This is a genomic window from Reyranella sp. GW821-FHT12G01 (assembly GCF_058806575.1).
In genome coordinates this window covers 3,499,453-3,517,726 of sequence record NZ_JBXAPV010000001.1, presented here as the reverse complement: position 1 = coordinate 3,517,726, position 18,274 = coordinate 3,499,453, and the positions used below count along the sequence as shown (strand labels likewise).

Genomic DNA, 18,274 nt, shown 5'->3' with positions numbered 1-18,274 from the left:
TCATATATCGAGCCCCCGCGCCCGTTGCGAGCGGTCGACCGCGAGCTGCGACAGCCACATGCAGAGCGCCACGATCAGCACCGCGATCACGCCCAGCGCCGCGCCGGCGCCGCGTCCCGCCGGCGTCTGCATCAGCACGTAGAGACCGTAGGCCAGCGGCGCGTCCGAGTTCGACTGCACGAGGATCAGCACGGCCGACAGTTCGACCGCGGCCGTGGCGAAGCTGGTGACAAAGCCTGCAAGCAGTCCGCCGGTCATCAAGGGGATCACGACCCGCCGCACCGTGCGCGCCTTGGTGGCGCCGAGGTTTTCCGCCGCTTCTTCCAGCGACACCGAGATCTGCTGCAGGGCGGCATAGGCGGCGCGAAGTGCGTAGGGCAGGCGGCGGATGGCGATGGCCAGCACGATCACGATCCACAGCGTCGCGAGCGGCGTGCCGTCGGGCAGGCTGACGCCATAGAAAGCGCGCAGATAGCCGATGCCCAGCACGACGCCGGGTACCGCGAGCGCGGTGCTGGCGGCCCAGTCGAGCCACTGGCGTCCGGGCAAGCGCGTGCGCAGAACGAGATAGGCGATGGCGCCGCCGATCACGACGTCGATAGCGGCGGCGAGGCCGGAATAGAGCAGCGTGTTCTTGATGTAGACCGAACTGTCACCCAGCACGCGCGTGTAGTGCGCCAGCGTGTAGCCGTCGGGCAACGGGCTGTACGACCAGACCGTGGCGAAGGAGAGCAGCACAAGCCCTACATGCGGCGCCAGCACCAGTGCCAGGATGAAGATCACGACGCCATAGGCCAGCGCCTGTTCACGCGGCCGCAGCTTGCGCCGCGCAAGACCGCCGCCGCCGCGCTGGGTCGTGGCGTAGTCTTTGCCCTTCATGACCAGCGCCGTCGCCCACATGGTCGCCACGGCGACGAGGATCAACACGACGGAGATCACGTAGCCCATCGGATCGTCGATGCCGATCGAGGTGATGCGCAGGTAGGCCTGCGGCGCCAGCATCTCCTTCACGTTGAGCAGCAGCGGCGTCGCCACGTCGTCGAACACTTTTACGAACACCAGGCTGGCGCCGGCGATGTAGCCGGGGAGGGCCAGCGGTAGCGCGATGCGGCGGAACAGGCGCAGCCCGTGCGAGCCGAGGTTCTGGGCGGCTTCTTCCATGCTGCGGTCGATGTTGCGCAGCGCCGCCGACAGGTTGACCAGGATGAACGGGAAATAGTGGATGGCCTGCAGGAAGATGACGCCGTTCAGCCCTTCCATGAAGCCGATCTTGAAGTCGAACCACTCGTCGAGCAGCAGGTTCACCGAACCGTTGCGGCCGAACAGGAGCTGCATCGCCACCGCACCGACGAAGGGCGGCATGATCAATGGCAGGAAGCCCAGCGTCTGCACCAGCATGGCGCCGCGGAACTCGAAGCGCGTCGTGAGGTAGGCGAGCGGCAGCGCCAGCGCCGACGCCCACACGACCGTCATTCCCGAGACGTAGACCGAGTTCCAGAACGAGCGCACGAACAGCTCGGTGCGCGCGAAGTCGAGGAAGTTGACGAGTGTGAGCCCGCCACCGCCCTTTTCGGTGAAGGCGACGTAGACGACCGTCGCCACCGGCGCGAGCAGGAACAGCCCGAGGAAGAGCGCAATGCCGAGGGCCAGCGCGATCTGGCCGGGGGAGCGGACGCTCAACGTGCGAGCTTCAGCGCCTCATCGGCTTTCGCCTTGGCGGCGGCGTACTTCTCCTTGGCGAAGGAAGCCCACTGCTGTTCGAGTTCGGCCTGACGCGAAGACTTCTCCTTACCGCCGGTGAAGGCGGCCTTGATCTCGGGCGACGCAGCCTGCGCCTCGGTGATCGGCATGGCGGCGATCAGGTCGCGTGCTTCCTTGGCCAGCGCGCGGGCCTGGGCGTTGTCTTTCTTCTTCAGCGCCGCATCGACCTCGTGCAGCACCTTGGTCACCGCCTTCAGCGGCTCGAGCTGGAAGGTGATGAGCTGGTCGAACAGCGTGTCGACCGCAGCGGTGCGGCCTTCCGACAGTTCGGCATTGAAGGTCAGCAGTCCCTGCAGGTTCTTGTCCTTGAAGGGGTTGGGATAGTCGGCCGGCGCCTTGGCATAGGTATCGGGACGCACCGGCAGGCGACGGATTGTCGGCTCCAGCAGCACTTCCTGGCCGGTGGGCGAGAGCAGGAACTCGATGAAGGCTTCGGCGCCCGCCTTGTTGGGTGCGTTGGCGATCACGCCGACATTGGCCGGAACCAGCGTCGTCACCGAGGGATAGACGAACTTCACCGGGAAGCCCGCGCCCTGCGAGGAGAAGGCGAAGAAGTCGATCACGATGCCGTAGCCGACCTGGCCGGAGTTCACCGCCTCGGGCACGCCGAACGAGCGGTCGGTCACGGTGCGCAGGTTGCCGGCGATATCCTTGGTCGTGCGCCAGCCCTTGTCCCAGCCTTCACCCTGCAGGATCGTCTCGATCGTGAGATGGGTTGTGCCCGAGCGCGAGGGCGCGGAGATCGACACATGATCGAAGTAGGGCGCCTGGGCGAGGTCTTGCCATTCCTTCGGTGTCGGCAGCTTGTTCGCCTTCACATAACGCTCGTTCCACATGATGCCGTAGCCCGAGGCGGCGAAGCCGGAATAGAAGCCGTCCTTGTCGTTCACCGGATAGGAGCCGACCTTCTCGGCGATGCCGGTGGCCTTGGGCTTGTAGGCCGACAGCAGCTTCTTGCCCTTCAGCACTTCGAAGGCGTCGGGCGCGGAGGCCCAGAACAGGTCGACCTGGTTGTTGCTCTTGGTCTCCTCGATGAACTTTACGCCGGCATTGGTGTTGCGGTTCTGCACTTCCAGCGTGGCGCCCGGAACGGCCTTCTCGAAGGCCTTCTTGATCGGATCGGTGACGTCCTTGGAGAACGACGTGACCACCGTCACCTTGCCGGTCTGCGCGAAGCTGGCATCGGAAGCGAGCACGAGAGCCAAAGCGGTGCCGAGGGCAAGGGCAGAGCGGCGGAACATGACGTTTCTCTCCTGTGAATCCTGATCAGGCTGCCTCGATGAAACTGTCGAGCACCTTCTTGGGGCCGGCTTTCTCGAATTCGATGTCGAGCTTGTTGCCGTCGACGGCGACGATGCGACCGTAGCCGAATTTCTGATGGAAGACGCGCTGGCCGATGCTGAGGTCGACCCGGTCGCCTTCGGTGGCGCGGCGATCGTCGGCCGTCTCGTCGCGATAGCGGCTGCGCCGGCCGGTGACGCCGAGGCTCTCATATTCGAAGCCGCTGGCCTGGTCGCGCAGCCCGCCGTGATGGCCGGCGGAATAGGTCGCATAGAGGCCGGCATCGCTGCTCTCGGCAAGCTGACCGGGAGGCAGTTCGCGCAGGAAGCGCGACGGAATGGCGGCCTGCCACTGGTTGAAGACGCGGCGGTTGGCGGCGAAGGACACGTAGGCGCGCTTGCGCGCCCGTGTCAGGCCGACATAGGCCAGCCGCCGTTCTTCCTCGAGGCCGGCCGCACCCTTGTCGTCGAGCGCGCGCTGGTTAGGGAACAGACCTTCCTCCCAGCCCGGCAGGAAGACGGTGTCGAACTCCAGCCCCTTGGCGGCGTGCAGGGTCATCACGCTCACCATGTCGGTGTCGTCGCGCGACGCCATGTCGGTGAGCAGCGCCACATGTTCCATGAAGGCGGGCAGGGTGTCGAACTCCTGCAGCGCGTTGGTCAGTTCCTTCAGGTTCTCAAGTCGGCCCTCGGCCTCGGGCGAGCGGTCCATGCGCAGCATGTCGGTGTAGCCCGACTCGTCGAGGATGGTTTCGACCACCTCGACATGGCTCATGCCGTCGAGCATGGCGCGCCAGCGCTCGAAGTTGCGGATGAGGTCGCCCAGCGACTTGCGCGGGCGGGCCTTCAGCTCGTCGGTCTCCAGCGCACGACGCGTCGCCTCGAACAGCGAGATCTTCTGCGTGCGCTGGATCAGCCGCAGGGTGCGCAGCGCCGACTCGCCGAGTCCCCGGCGCGGCGTGTTGTAGATGCGCTCGAAGGCGAGATCGTCGTCGTGCTGGATGGTGACCCGGCAATAGGCCAGCGCGTCGCGAATTTCCTGGCGCTCGTAGAAGCGCGGGCCGCCGATCACGCGATAGGGCAGGCCCATCGTGATGAAGCGTTCCTCAAACTCGCGGGTCTGGAAGCCGGCACGGACGAGAATGGCGATCTGTGCGAGCTTGTGTTTGTCGCGCTGCAGCGCCTCGATTTCCTCGCCGATGGTGCGCGCTTCCTCGTCGCCGTCCCAGACGCCGCGCAGCGAGATGCGCTCGCCTTCCTTGGCGTCGGTCCACAGCGTTTTTCCGAGGCGGCCCTCGTTGTGCGAGATGAGATGCGAGGCGGCGGCCAGGATGTGCGGCGTCGAGCGGTAGTTGCGCTCCAGCCGGACGATGGTGGCGCCCGGAAAATCCTTCTCGAATCGGAGGATGTTGCCCACTTCGGCGCCGCGCCAGCCGTAGATCGACTGGTCGTCGTCGCCGACGCAGCAGACGTCCTGCGTGCCCTGCGCCAGCAGCCGCAGCCAGAGATATTGCGCGACGTTGGTATCTTGATATTCGTCGACCAGGATGTGGCGGAAGCGGCGGTGATAGATCGCCAGGATATCGGGATGCTTCTGCCAGAGGGTGACGCAGTGCATCACCAGGTCGCCGAAATCGACGGCATTCACCTCGGCGAGGCGCTCCTGGTACTGGCGGTAGATGTCGGCGGCCTTGCCGTTGGCGAACTCGCCGGCCTCGTCGCCCGAAACCTTCTCCGGCGTCAGTGCGCGGTCCTTCCAGCGCTGGATGATCCCCGACAGGATCCGCGCCGGCCACTTCTTGTCGTCGATCCCCTCGGCCTGCAGGAGCTGCTTGATCAGCCGCGTCTGGTCGTCGGTGTCGAGGATCGTGAAATTGCTCTTGAGACCGATCAGCTCGGCATGGCGGCGCAGGATCCGCACGCCGATGGCATGGAAGGTCCCGAGCCACATCCCGTCGGCGGCGCCGCCGATCAGGCTCGCTACGCGGTCCAGCATTTCGCGCGCGGCCTTGTTGGTGAAGGTCACGGCCAGGACCTGCGAGGTCCGGGTCTGCCCGGTGAGCAACAAATGCGCGATACGGGTGGTGAGCACGCGGGTTTTCCCGGTGCCGGCGCCCGCGAGGACCAGCAAAGGCCCGCCCGTGTGCGTTACAGCCTGCCGCTGCTCGGTGTTCAGACCTTCGAGATGGGCCGTGGGCGCGACGGCTCGCCGTGCCGGGATAGGATCTTCCGGAACGGGGTCATCGGTGATTTCGAACGGATCGGCGGGGGGCGCCATGAACCGTCATATAGCAATCGGGGCGGCGGACGCCTATCTTTCAGACTGTGGACGCGCTTGGTGCGCGTGGAGGAGCGCGGATGGCCCGAGGGTTGAACGGTTCCGCAAACGGGGCAGGCCATTGGCCGCCACCCGGCGAAGAGGGCGTCGTCGCCCGCACGCCGGGCAGTGGCTCCAACCTGCCGCCGTCGATTTCGGAAGTCCTGCCGGCCGTGGTCGGCGTGAAGACCACCATTCCGGAGAGCCGGCGCTCGGCCCAGACTTTGGGCACGGAGCGTGAAGGTCACGGCGTCCTGGTCGACGACGAAGGGCTGATCCTGACGATCGGCTACCTCATCATGGAAGCCGACACCGTCACCATCACCGATATCGATGGCATCGAATTTCCCGCCCACATCGTCGGCTACGACTACGAAAGCGGCTTCGGGCTGGTGCGCACCGACATGCCGTTTCCCCAGAAGCCCATGCGCTTCGGCGATTCCGATTCGCTGACCCTGCGCGGCGAGGCCTATGTCGCCGGCCTCGGCGGCGAGAAGGCGGCGCTCAAGGTCAAGGTCGCCGGGCGGCGCGAGTTCGCGGGCTACTGGGAGTATCTGCTCGACAACGCGATCTTCACGGTGCCGGCCTATCCGCTGTGGGGCGGCTCGGCGCTGATCAGCCAGCAGGGCGAGCTTCTGGGGATCGGCTCGCTGCTGGTCCAGGAAGCCCTGGGACCGGGCGCGCCCGCCTTCCCGGGCAACATGTATGTGCCGATCAACCGGTTGAAGCCGATCTTCGAGGAGCTGGTCACCAATGGGCGGCTCTCGACGCCGCCGCGCCCGTGGCTCGGCCTCTACACGGTCGAGCATATGGGCCAGCTGGTGGTCGGCGGCATTTCCGACGGCGGACCGGCCGATCGCGCCGGGCTGCAGCGCGGCGACATCCTCCACGCGCTGAACGACGAAGTGCTCGACGACGTCGGCGACTTCTACCGCAAGCTCTGGGCGATCGGTCCCGCGGGCTCGGTGGTGAAGCTGAAGATGGAGCGCGACAGCGATACGTTCGACGTCACCGTCCGGACCGGCGATCGCGGTGGCTATCACAAGTACGGTTCCAGCTGACGGGGCTCCTTCGGCCGGGCCTGTGAATAGCCGTGCTTTGACTTCGTACCTGCCCGCTGCATAGGTTCTCGTTAACCAAAAACGGGAGATACCGATGGCCAAGGCGTTCGCCTCGCAGGCGGATATGGCGGACAAGAAGATCACCTTCAGCCGTCTCTCCGAGCACGCTTACGCCTTCACCGCCGAGGGGGATCCCAATACCGGGATCGTGGTCGGCGACGATGCTGTCATGGTGATCGATGCGCAGGCGACACCGAAGATGGCGGAGCAGGTGATCGAGCGGATCCGCACCGTCACCGACAAGCCGATCAAGTACGTGGTGCTGTCGCACTACCATGCCGTCCGCGTCCTGGGCGCCAGCGGCTATGCGCCCGAGCACATCATCTGCAGCGAGGCGACGCGCGAGATGATCGTCGAGCGCGGCGCGCAGGATTACAAATCGGAACTGCAGCGCTTCCCGCGTCTGTTCCAGGCGGCCGAGACGATTCCCGGCCTGACCTGGCCCACCATCACCTTCAACGACCGCATGACCCTGTGGCTGGGCAAGCTGCAGGTCGACATCATCCATGCCGGCCGTGGCCACACCAAGGGTGACACGATCGTCTGGCTGCCCGAGGAACGGACCCTTTTCAGCGGCGACCTCGTGGAATACGGCGCCACGCCTTACTGCGGCGATGCCCACTACAAGGACTGGCCAGGAACGCTCCAGAAGCTGCGCGATCTCAAGGCCGAGGCGCTGGTGCCGGGCCGTGGCGATGCGCTGATCGGCGAGGGGCCGGTCGAGGAAGGCATTGCCGGGACGCAGGCATTCCTCAGCGATCTCTACAAGGTGGTCGAGAAGAGCGCCGAGGCTGGCGATTCGCTGAAGCTGGCCTACGACAAGGCGATGGCGGCCCTGCAGCCGCGCTACGGCAACTGGGTCATCTTCGAGCACTGCATGCCGTTCGACGTGAGCCGCGCCTACGACGAAGCCAAGGGCATGGACCATCCGCGCATCTGGACGGCCGAGCGCGACATCGAGATGTGGGCGGCGCTCGAAAAGGGCGCCTGATCCGCCTCGCATGGGCTCTTACGAGTACCGTCACTATCCTTACAGCCGGCCCGCCGAACTCGACGGCAGGAGCGAGCGCCGGCCGGTCGTGATCGTGGGCGCGGGCATGGCCGGTCCGACGCTGGCGCTGGCGTTGGCCCGGCGCGGCGTGCCGTCGGTGGTGCTGGACGAGGACGATACGGTAAGCCTCGGCAGCCGTTCGATTTGCCAAGCCAAGCACAGTCTGGAGACCTGGGATCGCTTCGGCGTCGCCGGCCGCATGGTCGAGAAGGGCATCACCTGGGAACAGGGCGAGCTCTATCTCCACGACAAGCCGGTCTTCCGCTTCAACTTGCAGCCCGAGCCGGGACACAAGTTCCCAGCCTTCGTGAATCTGCAGCAGTATTATGTGGAGGAGTATCTCTACGAGCGCTGTCTCGACGAGAAGCTCATCGAGATGCGCTTCCGCAACAAGCTGGTCGCCGTCTCGCCGGGCAAAGACGGTGTCGCCGTCGAGGTCGAGACACCGGACGGACGCTACACGCTCGACGCTGACTGGCTGGTGGCCTGTGACGGAGTCCGCAGCACCGTGCGCCATCTGATGGGTTTGCCCTATCCCGGCGAGGTGTTCCACGACCGGTTCCTGATCGCCGACATCCGGTTGTTGAGCGAATTGCCGAAGGAACGGCGCTTCTGGTTCTACCCGCCGTTCCATCCGACCAACTCGGTGCTGCTGCATCGCCAGGCCGACAATGTGCTGCGGGTCGATTTCCAACTCGGGCCCGACGCCGATTCCGAGGAAGAGAAGAAGCCGGAGAACATCGACCGGCGCCTGCGCCAGATGTTCGGGCCCGACGCGCGCTGGGAGCACGAATGGACCAGCGTCTACACCTTCACCTGCCGCATGATGGAGCGCTTCGTGCACGACCGGGTGATCTTCGCGGGCGACGCGGCGCATGTGGTCTCGCCGTTCGGCGCGCGCGGCGGCAACGGGGCGGTCGCCGACGTCGACAATCTCGCCTGGAAACTGGCGATGATCCTACACAAGGCTGCCCCCGCCTCGCTGCTCGACAGCTATTGCAGCGAACGCCGCGCAGCGGCGCGCGAGAACATCCTGAACTCGACGCGGAGCACGGACTTCATCACGCCGAAGTTCCCGGCTTCGCGCGCTTTCCGCGACGCGACGCTCTCGCTGGCGCGGGATTTCCCCTTCGCCCGAGCGCTGATCAACAGTGGCCGGCTGTCGGTGCCGACCGTCCAGCCGGGCTCGCCGCTCGATACAGCCGACAGCGATGCCGATTGGGCGCGTGGTCCGGCGCCGGGGCGGGCGATGCTGGATGCGCCGATCGGACGGGAGGGTGAGGGCTGGCTGATCGACCGGCTGGGGCCGGACTTCACGGTGCTTACCTTTGCCGACGAGAACACGTCCGTCACCGACCTGCCGTCCGGGGCGACCGGCGTGTGCATCGTGGGCGACGGGCTCGCGCGCCAGCGCTACGATGCGGGACCCGGGACGACCTATCTCATTCGTCCGGACCGCTATGTCGCCGCCCGCTGGCGCCGGGTCGACGCCACGGCAATCTCGGCGGCGATCAGGCGGGCCACGGCGAACGGCTGAGGAGACTGCGATGGCCGACACTGCGACCGGCGCGTTGCGTCGTACATTGAACCTTGTCCGCCCCGACGACGTTTACAACGCGATCGTCGAGGCCCATCGCGATCTCAGCGACGAGCAATGCCGCGCCTTCGACGCGCGGTTGATCCTCCTGCTGGCGAACCATGTCGGCGACGAGGACGTGTTGCGCGAAGCGCTGGCCGCCGCCCGCGAGACGATGGAGGAGGCATGAAGGACACGCTGACAGGCCGGCTGGCATTGGTCACGGGAGCAGGCCGCGGAAACGGCGCCGCCATCGCACGCGGCCTAGCGGCCGCCGGCGCGCGCGTGATCGTCACCGATGTCGATCTCGAGGCGGCGCGCGCCATCGCCGACAGCATCGTCAAGGCGGGCGGCGACGCGCGCGGACATGCGCTCGACGTCACCGACGAGGAGAGCTGCACGAAGCTCGCCCAGGATATCTCCCTGCTGGTCGGTCCGATCAGCATCCTGGTCAACAATGCCGGCATCTTCATGCGCGGCGGCCTGACCGAGCCGGACGGCCGGGCGCGCTGGGAACGCACCATGGAGGTGAACGTCCAGGGCCCGTTCAACGTCACCATGGCCTTCATTGAGCAGCTCAAGCACACCAAGGGTAGCATCGTGAACATCGCCTCGATCAACTCGTTCGTGGCGCCGGCCGGCAGCGGCGTCTACCCGGTGTCGAAGGGCGCGCTGGCTCAGTTCACGCGCGCGCTGGCCAGCGAACTGGCGCCCGACGGCGTGCGGGTGAACGCGCTGGCGCCGGGCATCATCGCCACGGCGATGACCGAGGTGACGCGGGCCGATCCGAAGAAGCTGGAGGGCTTCCTGGCCCACGTACCGATGAAGCGGGTCGGGCAGTCTGAGGAGCTGGCCGGACCCGTGGTGTTTTTGTGTTCGGAGGCGGCGAGTTACATCACCGGCGCCATCCTGCCGGTCGATGGAGGGTATCTTGCGGTCTGAGAACGAAAAGCTCGTGGTGCGTCCGGCGACGGTCGACGATGTCGATACCTTGCATCGCTTCTCGGTCGATCTCGCGACCTACGAGGACGAGCCCGATGCCGTCGGTTCGACGCCGCAGACCTTGGCGCGCGACGGGTTCGGCGATAACCCGCAATTCGCGGCCCTGATCGCCGAACGCGGCGGAAAGCCGGCGGGCTTCATTCTCTACACGTTCAACTATTCCGTCTGGACCGCGGCGCGCGGCGTCTTCATCGAGGACATCTGGGTGGTGCCGGAAGAGCGGCGCGGCGGTGTCGCGCGGGCGCTGATGCAGGGTCTCGCGCAGGAATGCATGGCCAAGGGCTACAAGCGCATCGACCTCAACGTGCTCGACTGGAACCCGGCGCGCGGCTTCTACGAGCGCCTGGGCTATCGCTGGATTCGCAACTGGCTGCCTTACCGCCTGAGCGGCGAGGCGCTGACCGCTCTCGCTAGCTCTTCTTCGAAAGGCTCATGACGCGGCCCGCCTTGGCGGGCTTCGGCAGGGCCTGGTGCGTCTTCCAGACGGCTTCTAGGCGCTCCGCGACCGGCACGGGCCAGGGCGCGGAGCGGCGCGAGGCATAGTCGATGTTCATCAGGATCGTTTCGTTGGTCGCCGCCAGGTAATCCTGCTCGGCGTGATACATCTCGTGGAATAGATGGACCTTCTTGGCGTCGCGCGCCAGGAGCTGCGTGACGAAGCGCAGCGGCGCGCCCTCGCGCAGCTCGCGATCATAGGTGACGTGGGTCTCCAGCACGAAGGTCATGCCGAGCTTGCCGTCGACGTAGCGGCGGCCCAGCCCGATGTTGCGCATGAAGGCGCCGGAGGCCTGGTCGAAAGCCGTGACGTAGAAGGCCACGTTCATGTGGCCGTTCCAGTCGACCCATTCCGGAAGGACGGTGGAGCGGTGGGTGTCGAGCGGCGCGCGCGTGATGAGTTCGGGAAGTTCGTACGGCAGGGACTGAAGCATGGACTCTGTTACTTCTTCTTGATTCCGATGAGGCGGCCGGCCTGGGCCGGGCGGGGGAGAACGGCATGCGCCGCGGCGAGCTTCTCGATGCGCTCCATGGCGAAGTCGGGCCACGGCGCCGAGCGGCGGGTCTGGTAGTCGATGTTCATCAGCATGAGTTCGTTGGTGGCGGCGAGATAACCTTCCTTCGCATGATACATCATGTGGATGTAGTGGATGCGCTTGGCGTCGTGGTCGAGGATCTGCGTGGTGATGCGCAAGCCATCGCCTTCCTTGACCTCGCGATCGTAGGTCACGTGCGCCTCGAGCACGAAGGTCATGCCGATCTTGTCGCGCGTGTATTCCCAGCCGCAGGCGAATTGCTGGCAGAGCGTGTCGGTCGCCTTGTCGAAGGCCACGACGTAGTAGCCGACGTTCATGTGACCGTTCCAGTCGATCCAGTCGGGCAGCACCGTGGCGGGATGCCGGTCGAGCGGCGCCGTGAGGTCGAGATCGATCATGGGGTATGGAGCTAATTTCATGCGAGCGACCGTAGCGAAGGGGCCGGGCGCACCGCAAGTTCTGCGCAACATCGTTGCGAGGAGCGAACATGGCGAAGAAGACGAAGGCGATCGTGCTGGGCGTGGGCGCCGAGCGCGGCCTGGGCGCGGCCGCGAGCCGGCGCTTTGCGAAAGAAGGATATCACGTGCTGGTGGCTGGCCGGACCGGGCCGAAGATCGACAAGGTCGTGCAGGGCATCCGCAATGCCGGTGGCTCGGCGACGGCGATCGTGGTCGACGGCACGAAGGAGGACGACGTCGTCGCGCTGTTCGACAAGGCGATGGCCGATGACGTAGACGGTGCGCCCGCCGACCTGCTGGTCTTCAACATGGGCAACAATGCCGCCGTCGATTTCCGCGAGATGACGGCCCAGCATTTCGAGGATTCCTGGCGGGTCGGCTGCTTCGCCGGCTTCCTGTTTGGCCGCGAGGCGATGCGCCGTCTGGCGCCGCTCGGCCGCGGCACCGTGATCTTCACCGGCGCCTCGGGCTCGCTGCGTGGCCGGCCGCGCTTCGCCGCTTTCAACGCGACCAAGGGCGGATTGCGCCTGCTGGTCCAGTCGATGGCGCGCGAGTTCGGCCCGCAGGGCATCCATGTCGCGCACGCCATCATCGACGGCGGTATCGAGGGCGAGCGCCTGCTGTCGCGCATGCCCGATCGCGTGGAGAAGGCGGGTCCTGACGGCCTGCTGAACATCGACGCGATCGCCGACAGCTACTGGCACCTGCACCGCCAGCACCGCAGCGCCTGGACGCACGAGATCGACCTGCGGCCCTATAAGGAGCCGTTTTAGCCACTCCCGTCGTCTCGAGTGGAGCTCGGGACGACGGGTTTGTCCTCTTGTTCTAGCCGCGGCTCCGCGGCGGCACTTCGGCGAGATCGCGGAAGATGCGTTTGCCCAGCCGCTGGCCGGTGGCGACCATGTCGTCGGCGCCGGTCGACGGGCCGCCGATGCGCAGGACGGCATCGCACTTGCCGATCAGTTCCCGCGCGACGGGATGGAAGATCTCGTCGAACACCGCATCGCCGATCTTCTTCGAGCCGGCGTGTTTCAGCAGGGGCAGGGCGAACCATTCGCCCAGCACCGGCAGGTGGCCGCGCCGGAACACGGCGAGCGCCATGTCTTCCATCGCGTCGACGTTTCGCTGGATCAAAACCGGATCGTCGTTGGTTCCGGACCGGTAGGGACCGGCAACCAGGATCATGAGCTGCTCGCTCATCGGGGGATGTCCAGGAGTTCGGCGGCCACCAGATCGGGCGCCGAGAGGATGCAATTGTGGCCGGCCTCGATCGGCCGATAGCGGACATGCGGCATGGTCTGGACCTTCTCGTGCATGCCGGCCGACACCGGATAGCGCGGTTTGGTGCAGGCAATGTAGGTCATGGGGCGGCCGTTGCCGGCAGGATTGTGGAGCGTGATCGGCTTGGTGTAGCAGGCGACCGGATGCGGCGTGAGATGGCGGTGCGTCCACGCGGCCAGCTCGGGATCGTCGATGATCAGGCTGCCGACCGGGGCGAAGGGCAGCACCTCGGTATCGTTCACGACCTTGATGAGCTTTTTGCGCTTGGCCACGATCTCGGGCGGGATGCGGCCGAAGATCGATTGGCCGTCGGTCGCGATGCCGCCGTCGATGATGACGAGATGGCCGATCCGGTCGGGAATGCGATCCGTCACCAGCGTGGCGATCAGGCTGCCGAAGCTATGGCCGACCAGCACGATGTCGCGCAGGTCTTCTTTTTCCAGGGTAGCGATCGTGTCGGCGAGGAAGACATCGTTGTCGAGGTCGGGCGAGAGTTCCGCCGCGCGCTCACCGACGCCTGGAAAGGGCAGGGCACGGGCGTTGTGACCCGCCGCCGTCAGACGCTCGATCACGAATTCCCAGGTCCAGGCGCCCATCCAGGCACCGGGAAGACAAACGTAGGTACGGGACTTGGTCATTCAACGCGCGCCGGCGGCCTCCAGGATCGAGGCGATCTCGCGCAGGCCACGCTGTCGTGCGTGACCGAGCGGCGTGACGCCCTGGTTGTCGGGAAGATTGACGTTGGCGCCGTGCGCGAGCAGCAGGCGCGTGATCTCGACATAGGCCGGGCTGCCATCGCCCAGGATCGTGACCTCGAGCAGGGCCGTCCAACCGAGCCGGTTCACGTGGTTTACGTCGATCGCTGTCTTCAGCAGTTCCCGCACCGTCTCGACATGGCCGTGATGGCAGGCCGGGATCAGCGCGGTGCCGCCGTAACGGTTCGTGCTCCTGAGGTCGGCGCCGGCCTGCAGGGTGAGCTTCAGGATCTCCAGGCGCCCCTCGGCGCCCGCCAGCAGGAAGGCGCTGTCGCGCTTCTCGTCCTGGGCGTTGACGCTGGTGCCGGCCGCGATCAGGCGGCGCGCGGTCTCGACGTCGTTGCGCTGCGTCGCTTCGATCAGGGCGCGCTCGTTGGCGGTGAGGGTCTGGGCTGTCACGGCGCCACTCCATAGCAGAAGGAGCAGGGCCAGGACGAGGCGCAGCGTTTCGCGGGCTTTCATCGGCGTGGTAGCGTGCCGCAAACAAACGGAGGACGCCATGGCCACCAATCGTCGCGTGCTGCTGAAGTCGCGCCCGCAGGGCGAACCGACGCCCGCCAACTTCGATATCGTCGACCAGGCGATCCCCGAGCCCAAGGAGGGCGAATATCTCTCGCGCACGATCTGGATGTCGCTCGATCCCTACATGCGTGGCCGCATGGCGGAGGCCAAGGGTTATGCCTCCAACGTCAATCTCGGCGACGCAATGGTCGGTGGCACCGTCGGGCAGGTCGTGAAGTCGAAGAACCCGCGCTTCAAGGAAGGCGACTATGTCGTCGAGTATGCCGGCTGGCAGAGCTACGCCGTCTCGACCGGCGAGATGTCGATGAAACTCGATCCCGACGCCGCGCCGCTGTCGACCGCACTGTCGGTGCTCGGCATGCCGGGCATGACGGCGTGGTGGGGCCTGATGGAGATCGGCAAGCCCAAGGCGGGCGAGACCGTGGTCGTGTCGGCCGCCTCAGGTGCCGTCGGTTCGGTGGTCGGTCAGCTTGCCAAGCTGAAAGGCTGCCGCGCGGTCGGCATCGCTGGTGGCAAAGACAAGTGCGATTACGTCGTGAACGAGCTGGGCTTCGACGCCTGCGTCGACTATCGCGCGGCCGGCGGCAACCTGTTCAAGGAAATGCGCGCCGCGGCGCCCAAGGGCATCGACATCTATTTCGAGAATGTCGGCGGCGCGGTGCAGGCCGCCGTCGTGCCGCAGCTCAACGACTTCGCGCGCGTGCCGCTCTGCGGCCTGATCTCGCAATACAACGAGATGCAGATGAGTCCGGGACCCGACTGGCGCCTGTTGCTGATCAAGCGCGCCACCGTGACCGGCTTCATCGTGTCGGATCACTTCGGCCAGATGGCCGACTTCTGGAAGGAAGTGCCGGCCGCGGTGAAGGCCGGCAAGATCAAGTACCGTGAGGATATCGTGAAGGGCATCGAGAACGCGCCCGAAGCCTTCATCGGTCTCCTCAAGGGCCGCAACTTCGGCAAGCTGCTGGTGCAGGTCGCCGAAGATCCAACCAGGAAGTAGCCGACGCGGAAGTAGCGTTTAGGCGGCGGGCCGGTTCTTCAGCGCCAGGCCCATCGTCACCCAGCCCGACCCGATGAAGATCAGGTCGATGCCGAGGAAGGTGCCCAGCACGAAGAAGCTGGAGGCCGGCCACTTGGCGACGATCATGGCGCCCAGCAGGAGGGTGACCAGGCCTGAGACCGCGACCCAGCCCCAGGGCTTGCCGGCGGCCCGCATGCTGAAGGCGAGGAAGATGCGCAGCACGCCGCCGAACATGAGGGCGGCGCCCAGCATCAGGGTGAGGATGGTGGCGGCGGCAAACGGGTTCATGAGGGCGATGATGCCGGCGCCGACATAGAGCAGGCCGAGCAGCATCCAGACCGCGAACTTGCCCCAGCCCTTGACGCTGAAGGCCGCCACGATTTCGGCGGCACCGCCCATGATCATCATGATGCCGATGATCATCACGGCCGAAGCGGTGGCGGCGACCGCGCTGCCCAGCGCGATGAAGCCGGCGATCAGGAACACGACGCCCAGCGCCACGATCCATCCCCACTTGGCGCGCAGCACCTTCAGGCCTTCGGCCAGGTTCGGGGGCAGCGGGGCGTTGGTGGACATGCTCATGACGTGCTCCTTCAGAGCGGAATGGACGCTGTCAGGATACACCCGCCCATTGGCACTGTCGCCGCTTGTATGGGACACTTCACCGTCACACGAATGCAGGAAGACATGAACGAACCGAAGAAAGAGCCGGCGCCGCCGCGTCCCGCCACCACCGTGCTGCTGCTGCGCCCGTCCAAGCCGGGCGATGCCGGCTCAGCCCTCGAAGTGTTCATGGTCGTCCGCCACCACCAGATCGATTCCTTCTCTGGCGCGCTGGTGTTCCCCGGCGGCAAGCTGGAAGACGCCGACGGCGACAAGGCGCTGCGCGCCCGCTGCGGCGGCGCCGACAAGATCGACGATGCCGAGCTCAAGTTCCGCGTAGCCGGCGTGCGCGAGGCATTCGAGGAATGCGGCGTGCTGCTCGCCCGCAAGCGCGGCGAGCGCGCGCTGATCGGTGCGGCCGACCTCAAGGCAATCGAAACGAAGTGGCGCGCCAAGCTCGCCAAGGACGAGGCGAGCATCGTCGACATGGTCGAGGCCGAGGATCTCGAGATCGCGACCGACCTGATGACGCCCTACGCGCACTGGATCACGCCGACCTTCGTGCCGAAGCGCTTCGACACCTGGTTCTTTCTGGCAGAGGCGCCGGAGGATCAGATCGCCCTGCACGACGGATCGGAGTCGACCGACTCGGTCTGGATCGGCGCACAGGAGGCGATCGACGAGGCCAAGGCCGGCAAGCGCACGCTGGTCCACGCCACGACGAAGAACCTCGAACTGCTGGCCGAGGGCAAGACGGTCGCCGGTGCCATTTCGGCCGCCACGCTGCGCAAGATCGTGACCGTGCAGCCTTGGGTCGAGGTGAAGGACGGCAAGAAGTTCCTGCACATTCCTGAGGGAGCGGGATATCGCAATCTCGTCCGCGAAATGCCGCCCGCAGGTGGTGTTCCGCAGACCGGAAGGTAATTTTGCAGGCGCGGCTGCCATGATCAAAAGCGGCTCGCCCGGCCCGGGCGACCGCGCTAAGAGCGAAGACATAAACGCTCGTTCATGAACCGACTTCGGTCGGACCAGTTGGAGGAAGAAGAACGATGGTCGGAATCGTGGCCTATGGCGCCTATGTGCCGCGCCTTCGTCTCAACCGTCAGGCCGTTTATGACGCGAACAAGTGGTTCGCTGCGGGCCTGCGCGGCCTCGCCAAGGGCGAGCGCTCGATGGCCAACTGGGACGAGGACTCGATCACCATGGCGGTCGAGGCGTCGCGTGACTGCCTGACAAGCCACAAGGCCGAAGACGTCCGCAATATCTACTTCGCCTCGACGACGCATCCGTTCAAGGACCGCCAGAATGCTGGCGTCATTGGTACGGCACTGAACGTCGAGCAGAACCTGTCGGCCATCGACGTCGGCGGCTCGCTGAAGGCGGGCACTTCGGCGCTGATCGCCGGCCTCAACGCTTCGAAGGAAGGCGCGCCGACGCTGGTAGCCGCCGCCGACAAGCGCATGGCCCGCGTCGCCTCGTCGAACGAGTTGAACTACGGCGATGGTGCCGCGGCGCTGCTGTGCGGCACCGAGAACGTGATCGCCAAGCTGGTCGGCCATCATTCCGTGTCGATGGACTTCGTCGATCACTTCCGCGGCGACGAGTCGGACTTCGACTATGGCTGGGAAGAGCGCTGGATCCGCGACGAGGGCTACTCGAAGATCGTTCCTCCGGCGATCAAGGCGGCGTTTGCCGCGGCGAAGCTGAAGGCCACGGATATCACGCACTTCATCATGCCGAGCCCGATGCCGGCAGTGCCCAAGCAGATGGCGAAGATGGTGGGCATCGGCGAGGGCGCGGTGCGCGACCTGCTGGGCGCCAACCTCGGCGACACGGGTGCGGCCCATGCGCTGGTCATGCTGGTCGATGCACTCGAGACGGCCAAAGCCGGCGACAAGATCATGGTCGTGGCGTTCGGCCAGGGTGTCGACATCCTGGTGTTCGAGGTCACGGCCGAGAAGGACAAGCTTCCCGCGCGCAAGGGCCTGTCGGGCTGGATGGCGCGCCGGAAGGAAGAGAAGAACTACATGAAGTTCCTCGCCTTCAACGAGATGCTGCCGATCGACAAGGGCATGCGCGCCGAGTTCGACAAGAAGACCGCGCTGTCGGTCCTGTGGCGCAAGCGCGACATGCTCTACGGGCTGGTCGGCGGCAAGTGCAAGGTCTGCGGCACCGTGCAGTTCCCGCGCAGCCAGGTCTGCGTCAATCCGAACTGCCACGCGATGGACAGCCAGGACCCCTACGCGATGGCCGGCCTCGAATGCTCGGTGATGTCGTTCACCGCCGACTCGCTGGTCTACTCGCCGGATCCGCCGGGCTACTACGGCATGATCACCTTTGCCGAGGGCGGCCGCTTCATGGCCGACTTCACCGACAGCGACAAGGATCAGGTCAAGGTCGGTGCCAAGATGCGCATGACCTTCCGGATGCGTGACAACGACACCATGCGTGGCGGCTTCAAGCGCTACTTCTGGAAGGCCGCGCCGGCCTAGATC

At 66.0% G+C, this 18,274-nt stretch carries 19 protein-coding genes; 10 read left to right on the top strand and 9 right to left on the bottom strand.

Features of this window, described 5'->3' with window-relative positions; all coding sequences use genetic code 11:
* Genes AC1RP5_RS17020 through AC1RP5_RS17010 form a run of 3 tightly spaced genes read right to left on the bottom strand, consistent with a single transcriptional unit; the run spans position 1 to position 5,319 of the window.
* Entirely contained in the window at positions 1–1,680 is a 1,680-nt protein-coding gene (locus AC1RP5_RS17020) for an ABC transporter permease (RefSeq protein WP_493112436.1), read from the bottom strand.
* Positions 1,677–3,002 (bottom strand): ABC transporter substrate-binding protein, encoded by a 1,326-nt coding sequence (locus tag AC1RP5_RS17015; protein WP_493112434.1) that lies wholly within the window; start codon positions 3,000–3,002, stop codon positions 1,677–1,679. Before AC1RP5_RS17015 ends, AC1RP5_RS17020 begins: the two co-directional genes overlap by 4 nt.
* Positions 3,003–3,027: 25 nt before the next feature.
* A complete protein-coding gene (locus AC1RP5_RS17010; RefSeq protein WP_493112433.1) occupies positions 3,028–5,319 on the bottom strand; it encodes an ATP-dependent helicase in 2,292 nt (763 codons plus the stop codon).
* A gap of 92 nt (positions 5,320–5,411) precedes the next feature.
* On the opposite strand from AC1RP5_RS17010, the gene AC1RP5_RS17005 reads away from it, so the two are divergent.
* The 6 genes from AC1RP5_RS17005 to AC1RP5_RS16980 all read left to right on the top strand — a co-directional run bounded on the left by AC1RP5_RS17005 (position 5,412) and on the right by AC1RP5_RS16980 (position 10,544).
* Positions 5,412–6,419 carry a S1C family serine protease gene (locus tag AC1RP5_RS17005; protein ID WP_493112431.1) on the top strand — a complete coding sequence of 336 codons (1,008 nt, stop codon included), beginning with the start codon at positions 5,412–5,414 and terminating at the stop codon, positions 6,417–6,419.
* Positions 6,420–6,513: 94 nt separating this feature from the next.
* On the top strand, positions 6,514–7,470 hold the full coding sequence (locus AC1RP5_RS17000; RefSeq protein WP_493112429.1) for an MBL fold metallo-hydrolase: 957 nt from the start codon (positions 6,514–6,516) through the stop codon (positions 7,468–7,470).
* 10 nt (positions 7,471–7,480) lie between these two features.
* Complete coding sequence (locus tag AC1RP5_RS16995) at positions 7,481–9,067, top strand: FAD-dependent oxidoreductase (RefSeq protein ID WP_493112427.1); 1,587 nt, start codon at positions 7,481–7,483, stop codon at positions 9,065–9,067.
* 10 nt (positions 9,068–9,077) lie between these two features.
* Positions 9,078–9,296, top strand: coding sequence for a DUF2783 domain-containing protein (locus AC1RP5_RS16990; RefSeq protein ID WP_493112425.1), 219 nt, complete (start codon positions 9,078–9,080; stop codon positions 9,294–9,296).
* The gene (locus tag AC1RP5_RS16985) at positions 9,293–10,048 is read left to right on the top strand and encodes an SDR family NAD(P)-dependent oxidoreductase (RefSeq protein ID WP_493112423.1); all 756 of its coding nucleotides are present in this window, start codon (positions 9,293–9,295) and stop codon (positions 10,046–10,048) included. The genes AC1RP5_RS16990 and AC1RP5_RS16985 overlap by 4 nt, the downstream gene beginning before the upstream one ends.
* Positions 10,038–10,544 carry a GNAT family N-acetyltransferase gene (locus AC1RP5_RS16980; protein WP_493112421.1) on the top strand — a complete coding sequence of 169 codons (507 nt, stop codon included), beginning with the start codon at positions 10,038–10,040 and terminating at the stop codon, positions 10,542–10,544. The genes AC1RP5_RS16985 and AC1RP5_RS16980 overlap by 11 nt, the downstream gene beginning before the upstream one ends.
* Here AC1RP5_RS16980 and AC1RP5_RS16975 read toward each other — a convergent pair.
* Both AC1RP5_RS16975 and AC1RP5_RS16970 read right to left on the bottom strand, forming a co-directional pair.
* A complete protein-coding gene (locus tag AC1RP5_RS16975) occupies positions 10,519–11,037 on the bottom strand; it encodes a thioesterase family protein (protein ID WP_493112419.1) in 519 nt (172 codons plus the stop codon). The genes AC1RP5_RS16980 and AC1RP5_RS16975 overlap by 26 nt on opposite strands.
* Positions 11,038–11,045: 8 nt before the next feature.
* The gene (locus AC1RP5_RS16970) at positions 11,046–11,558 is read right to left on the bottom strand and encodes a thioesterase family protein (RefSeq protein WP_493112418.1); all 513 of its coding nucleotides are present in this window, start codon (positions 11,556–11,558) and stop codon (positions 11,046–11,048) included.
* Between the two features lie 68 nt (positions 11,559–11,626).
* Here AC1RP5_RS16970 and AC1RP5_RS16965 point away from each other — a divergent pair, with 68 nt between their 5' ends.
* Positions 11,627–12,370 carry an SDR family NAD(P)-dependent oxidoreductase gene (locus AC1RP5_RS16965; RefSeq protein ID WP_493112415.1) on the top strand — a complete coding sequence of 248 codons (744 nt, stop codon included), beginning with the start codon at positions 11,627–11,629 and terminating at the stop codon, positions 12,368–12,370.
* A 52-nt stretch (positions 12,371–12,422) separates the two neighbouring features.
* Here the strand turns inward: AC1RP5_RS16965 and AC1RP5_RS16960 are convergent, their stop codons facing one another.
* From AC1RP5_RS16960 to AC1RP5_RS16950, 3 genes are read right to left on the bottom strand one after another with little or no spacing between them, the layout of a single operon-like run.
* Positions 12,423–12,797 (bottom strand): DUF4406 domain-containing protein, encoded by a 375-nt coding sequence (locus tag AC1RP5_RS16960; protein WP_493112413.1) that lies wholly within the window; start codon positions 12,795–12,797, stop codon positions 12,423–12,425.
* Positions 12,794–13,516, bottom strand: a complete 723-nt coding sequence (locus AC1RP5_RS16955; protein ID WP_493112411.1) for an alpha/beta fold hydrolase — start codon at positions 13,514–13,516, stop codon at positions 12,794–12,796. The genes AC1RP5_RS16960 and AC1RP5_RS16955 overlap by 4 nt, the downstream gene beginning before the upstream one ends.
* Entirely contained in the window at positions 13,517–14,032 is a 516-nt protein-coding gene (locus AC1RP5_RS16950; RefSeq protein WP_493112409.1) for an ankyrin repeat domain-containing protein, read from the bottom strand. It lies immediately after the preceding gene.
* Positions 14,033–14,132: 100 nt separating this feature from the next.
* On the opposite strand from AC1RP5_RS16950, the gene curA reads away from it, so the two are divergent.
* Positions 14,133–15,155 (top strand): NADPH-dependent curcumin/dihydrocurcumin reductase, encoded by a 1,023-nt coding sequence (gene curA / locus AC1RP5_RS16945; RefSeq protein WP_493112407.1) that lies wholly within the window; start codon positions 14,133–14,135, stop codon positions 15,153–15,155.
* 18 nt (positions 15,156–15,173) lie between these two features.
* Here the strand turns inward: curA and AC1RP5_RS16940 are convergent, their stop codons facing one another.
* Positions 15,174–15,758, bottom strand: coding sequence for an HdeD family acid-resistance protein (locus AC1RP5_RS16940; RefSeq protein ID WP_493112405.1), 585 nt, complete (start codon positions 15,756–15,758; stop codon positions 15,174–15,176).
* A gap of 105 nt (positions 15,759–15,863) precedes the next feature.
* Here AC1RP5_RS16940 and AC1RP5_RS16935 point away from each other — a divergent pair, with 105 nt between their 5' ends.
* A complete protein-coding gene (locus AC1RP5_RS16935) occupies positions 15,864–16,703 on the top strand; it encodes an NUDIX hydrolase (RefSeq protein WP_493112404.1) in 840 nt (279 codons plus the stop codon).
* A gap of 125 nt (positions 16,704–16,828) precedes the next feature.
* Positions 16,829–18,271, top strand: coding sequence for a hydroxymethylglutaryl-CoA synthase family protein (locus tag AC1RP5_RS16930; protein ID WP_493112402.1), 1,443 nt, complete (start codon positions 16,829–16,831; stop codon positions 18,269–18,271).
* The last annotated feature ends 3 nt before the right edge of the window (positions 18,272–18,274 follow it).

What these genes read in the sequence shown, in the direction of transcription:
- AC1RP5_RS17000 (WP_493112429.1), top strand. Translation starts at nt 6,514, where the DNA reads ATGGCCAAGGCGTTCGCCTCGCAGGCGGATATGGCGGACAAGAAGATC.
- AC1RP5_RS16990 (WP_493112425.1), top strand. Translation starts at nt 9,078, where the DNA reads ATGGCCGACACTGCGACCGGCGCGTTGCGTCGTACATTGAACCTTGTC.
- AC1RP5_RS16960 (WP_493112413.1), bottom strand. Translation starts at nt 12,797, where the DNA reads ATGAGCGAGCAGCTCATGATCCTGGTTGCCGGTCCCTACCGGTCCGGA.
- AC1RP5_RS16930 (WP_493112402.1), top strand. Translation starts at nt 16,829, where the DNA reads ATGGTCGGAATCGTGGCCTATGGCGCCTATGTGCCGCGCCTTCGTCTC.
- AC1RP5_RS16970 (WP_493112418.1), bottom strand. Translation starts at nt 11,558, where the DNA reads ATGAAATTAGCTCCATACCCCATGATCGATCTCGACCTCACGGCGCCG.
- AC1RP5_RS16955 (WP_493112411.1), bottom strand. Translation starts at nt 13,516, where the DNA reads ATGACCAAGTCCCGTACCTACGTTTGTCTTCCCGGTGCCTGGATGGGC.
- AC1RP5_RS17015 (WP_493112434.1), bottom strand. Translation starts at nt 3,002, where the DNA reads ATGTTCCGCCGCTCTGCCCTTGCCCTCGGCACCGCTTTGGCTCTCGTG.
- AC1RP5_RS16935 (WP_493112404.1), top strand. Translation starts at nt 15,864, where the DNA reads ATGAACGAACCGAAGAAAGAGCCGGCGCCGCCGCGTCCCGCCACCACC.
- AC1RP5_RS16975 (WP_493112419.1), bottom strand. Translation starts at nt 11,037, where the DNA reads ATGCTTCAGTCCCTGCCGTACGAACTTCCCGAACTCATCACGCGCGCG.
- AC1RP5_RS17010 (WP_493112433.1), bottom strand. Translation starts at nt 5,319, where the DNA reads ATGGCGCCCCCCGCCGATCCGTTCGAAATCACCGATGACCCCGTTCCG.
- AC1RP5_RS16940 (WP_493112405.1), bottom strand. Translation starts at nt 15,758, where the DNA reads ATGAGCATGTCCACCAACGCCCCGCTGCCCCCGAACCTGGCCGAAGGC.
- AC1RP5_RS16995 (WP_493112427.1), top strand. Translation starts at nt 7,481, where the DNA reads ATGGGCTCTTACGAGTACCGTCACTATCCTTACAGCCGGCCCGCCGAA.
- curA (WP_493112407.1), top strand. Translation starts at nt 14,133, where the DNA reads ATGGCCACCAATCGTCGCGTGCTGCTGAAGTCGCGCCCGCAGGGCGAA.
- AC1RP5_RS16985 (WP_493112423.1), top strand. Translation starts at nt 9,293, where the DNA reads ATGAAGGACACGCTGACAGGCCGGCTGGCATTGGTCACGGGAGCAGGC.
- AC1RP5_RS16965 (WP_493112415.1), top strand. Translation starts at nt 11,627, where the DNA reads ATGGCGAAGAAGACGAAGGCGATCGTGCTGGGCGTGGGCGCCGAGCGC.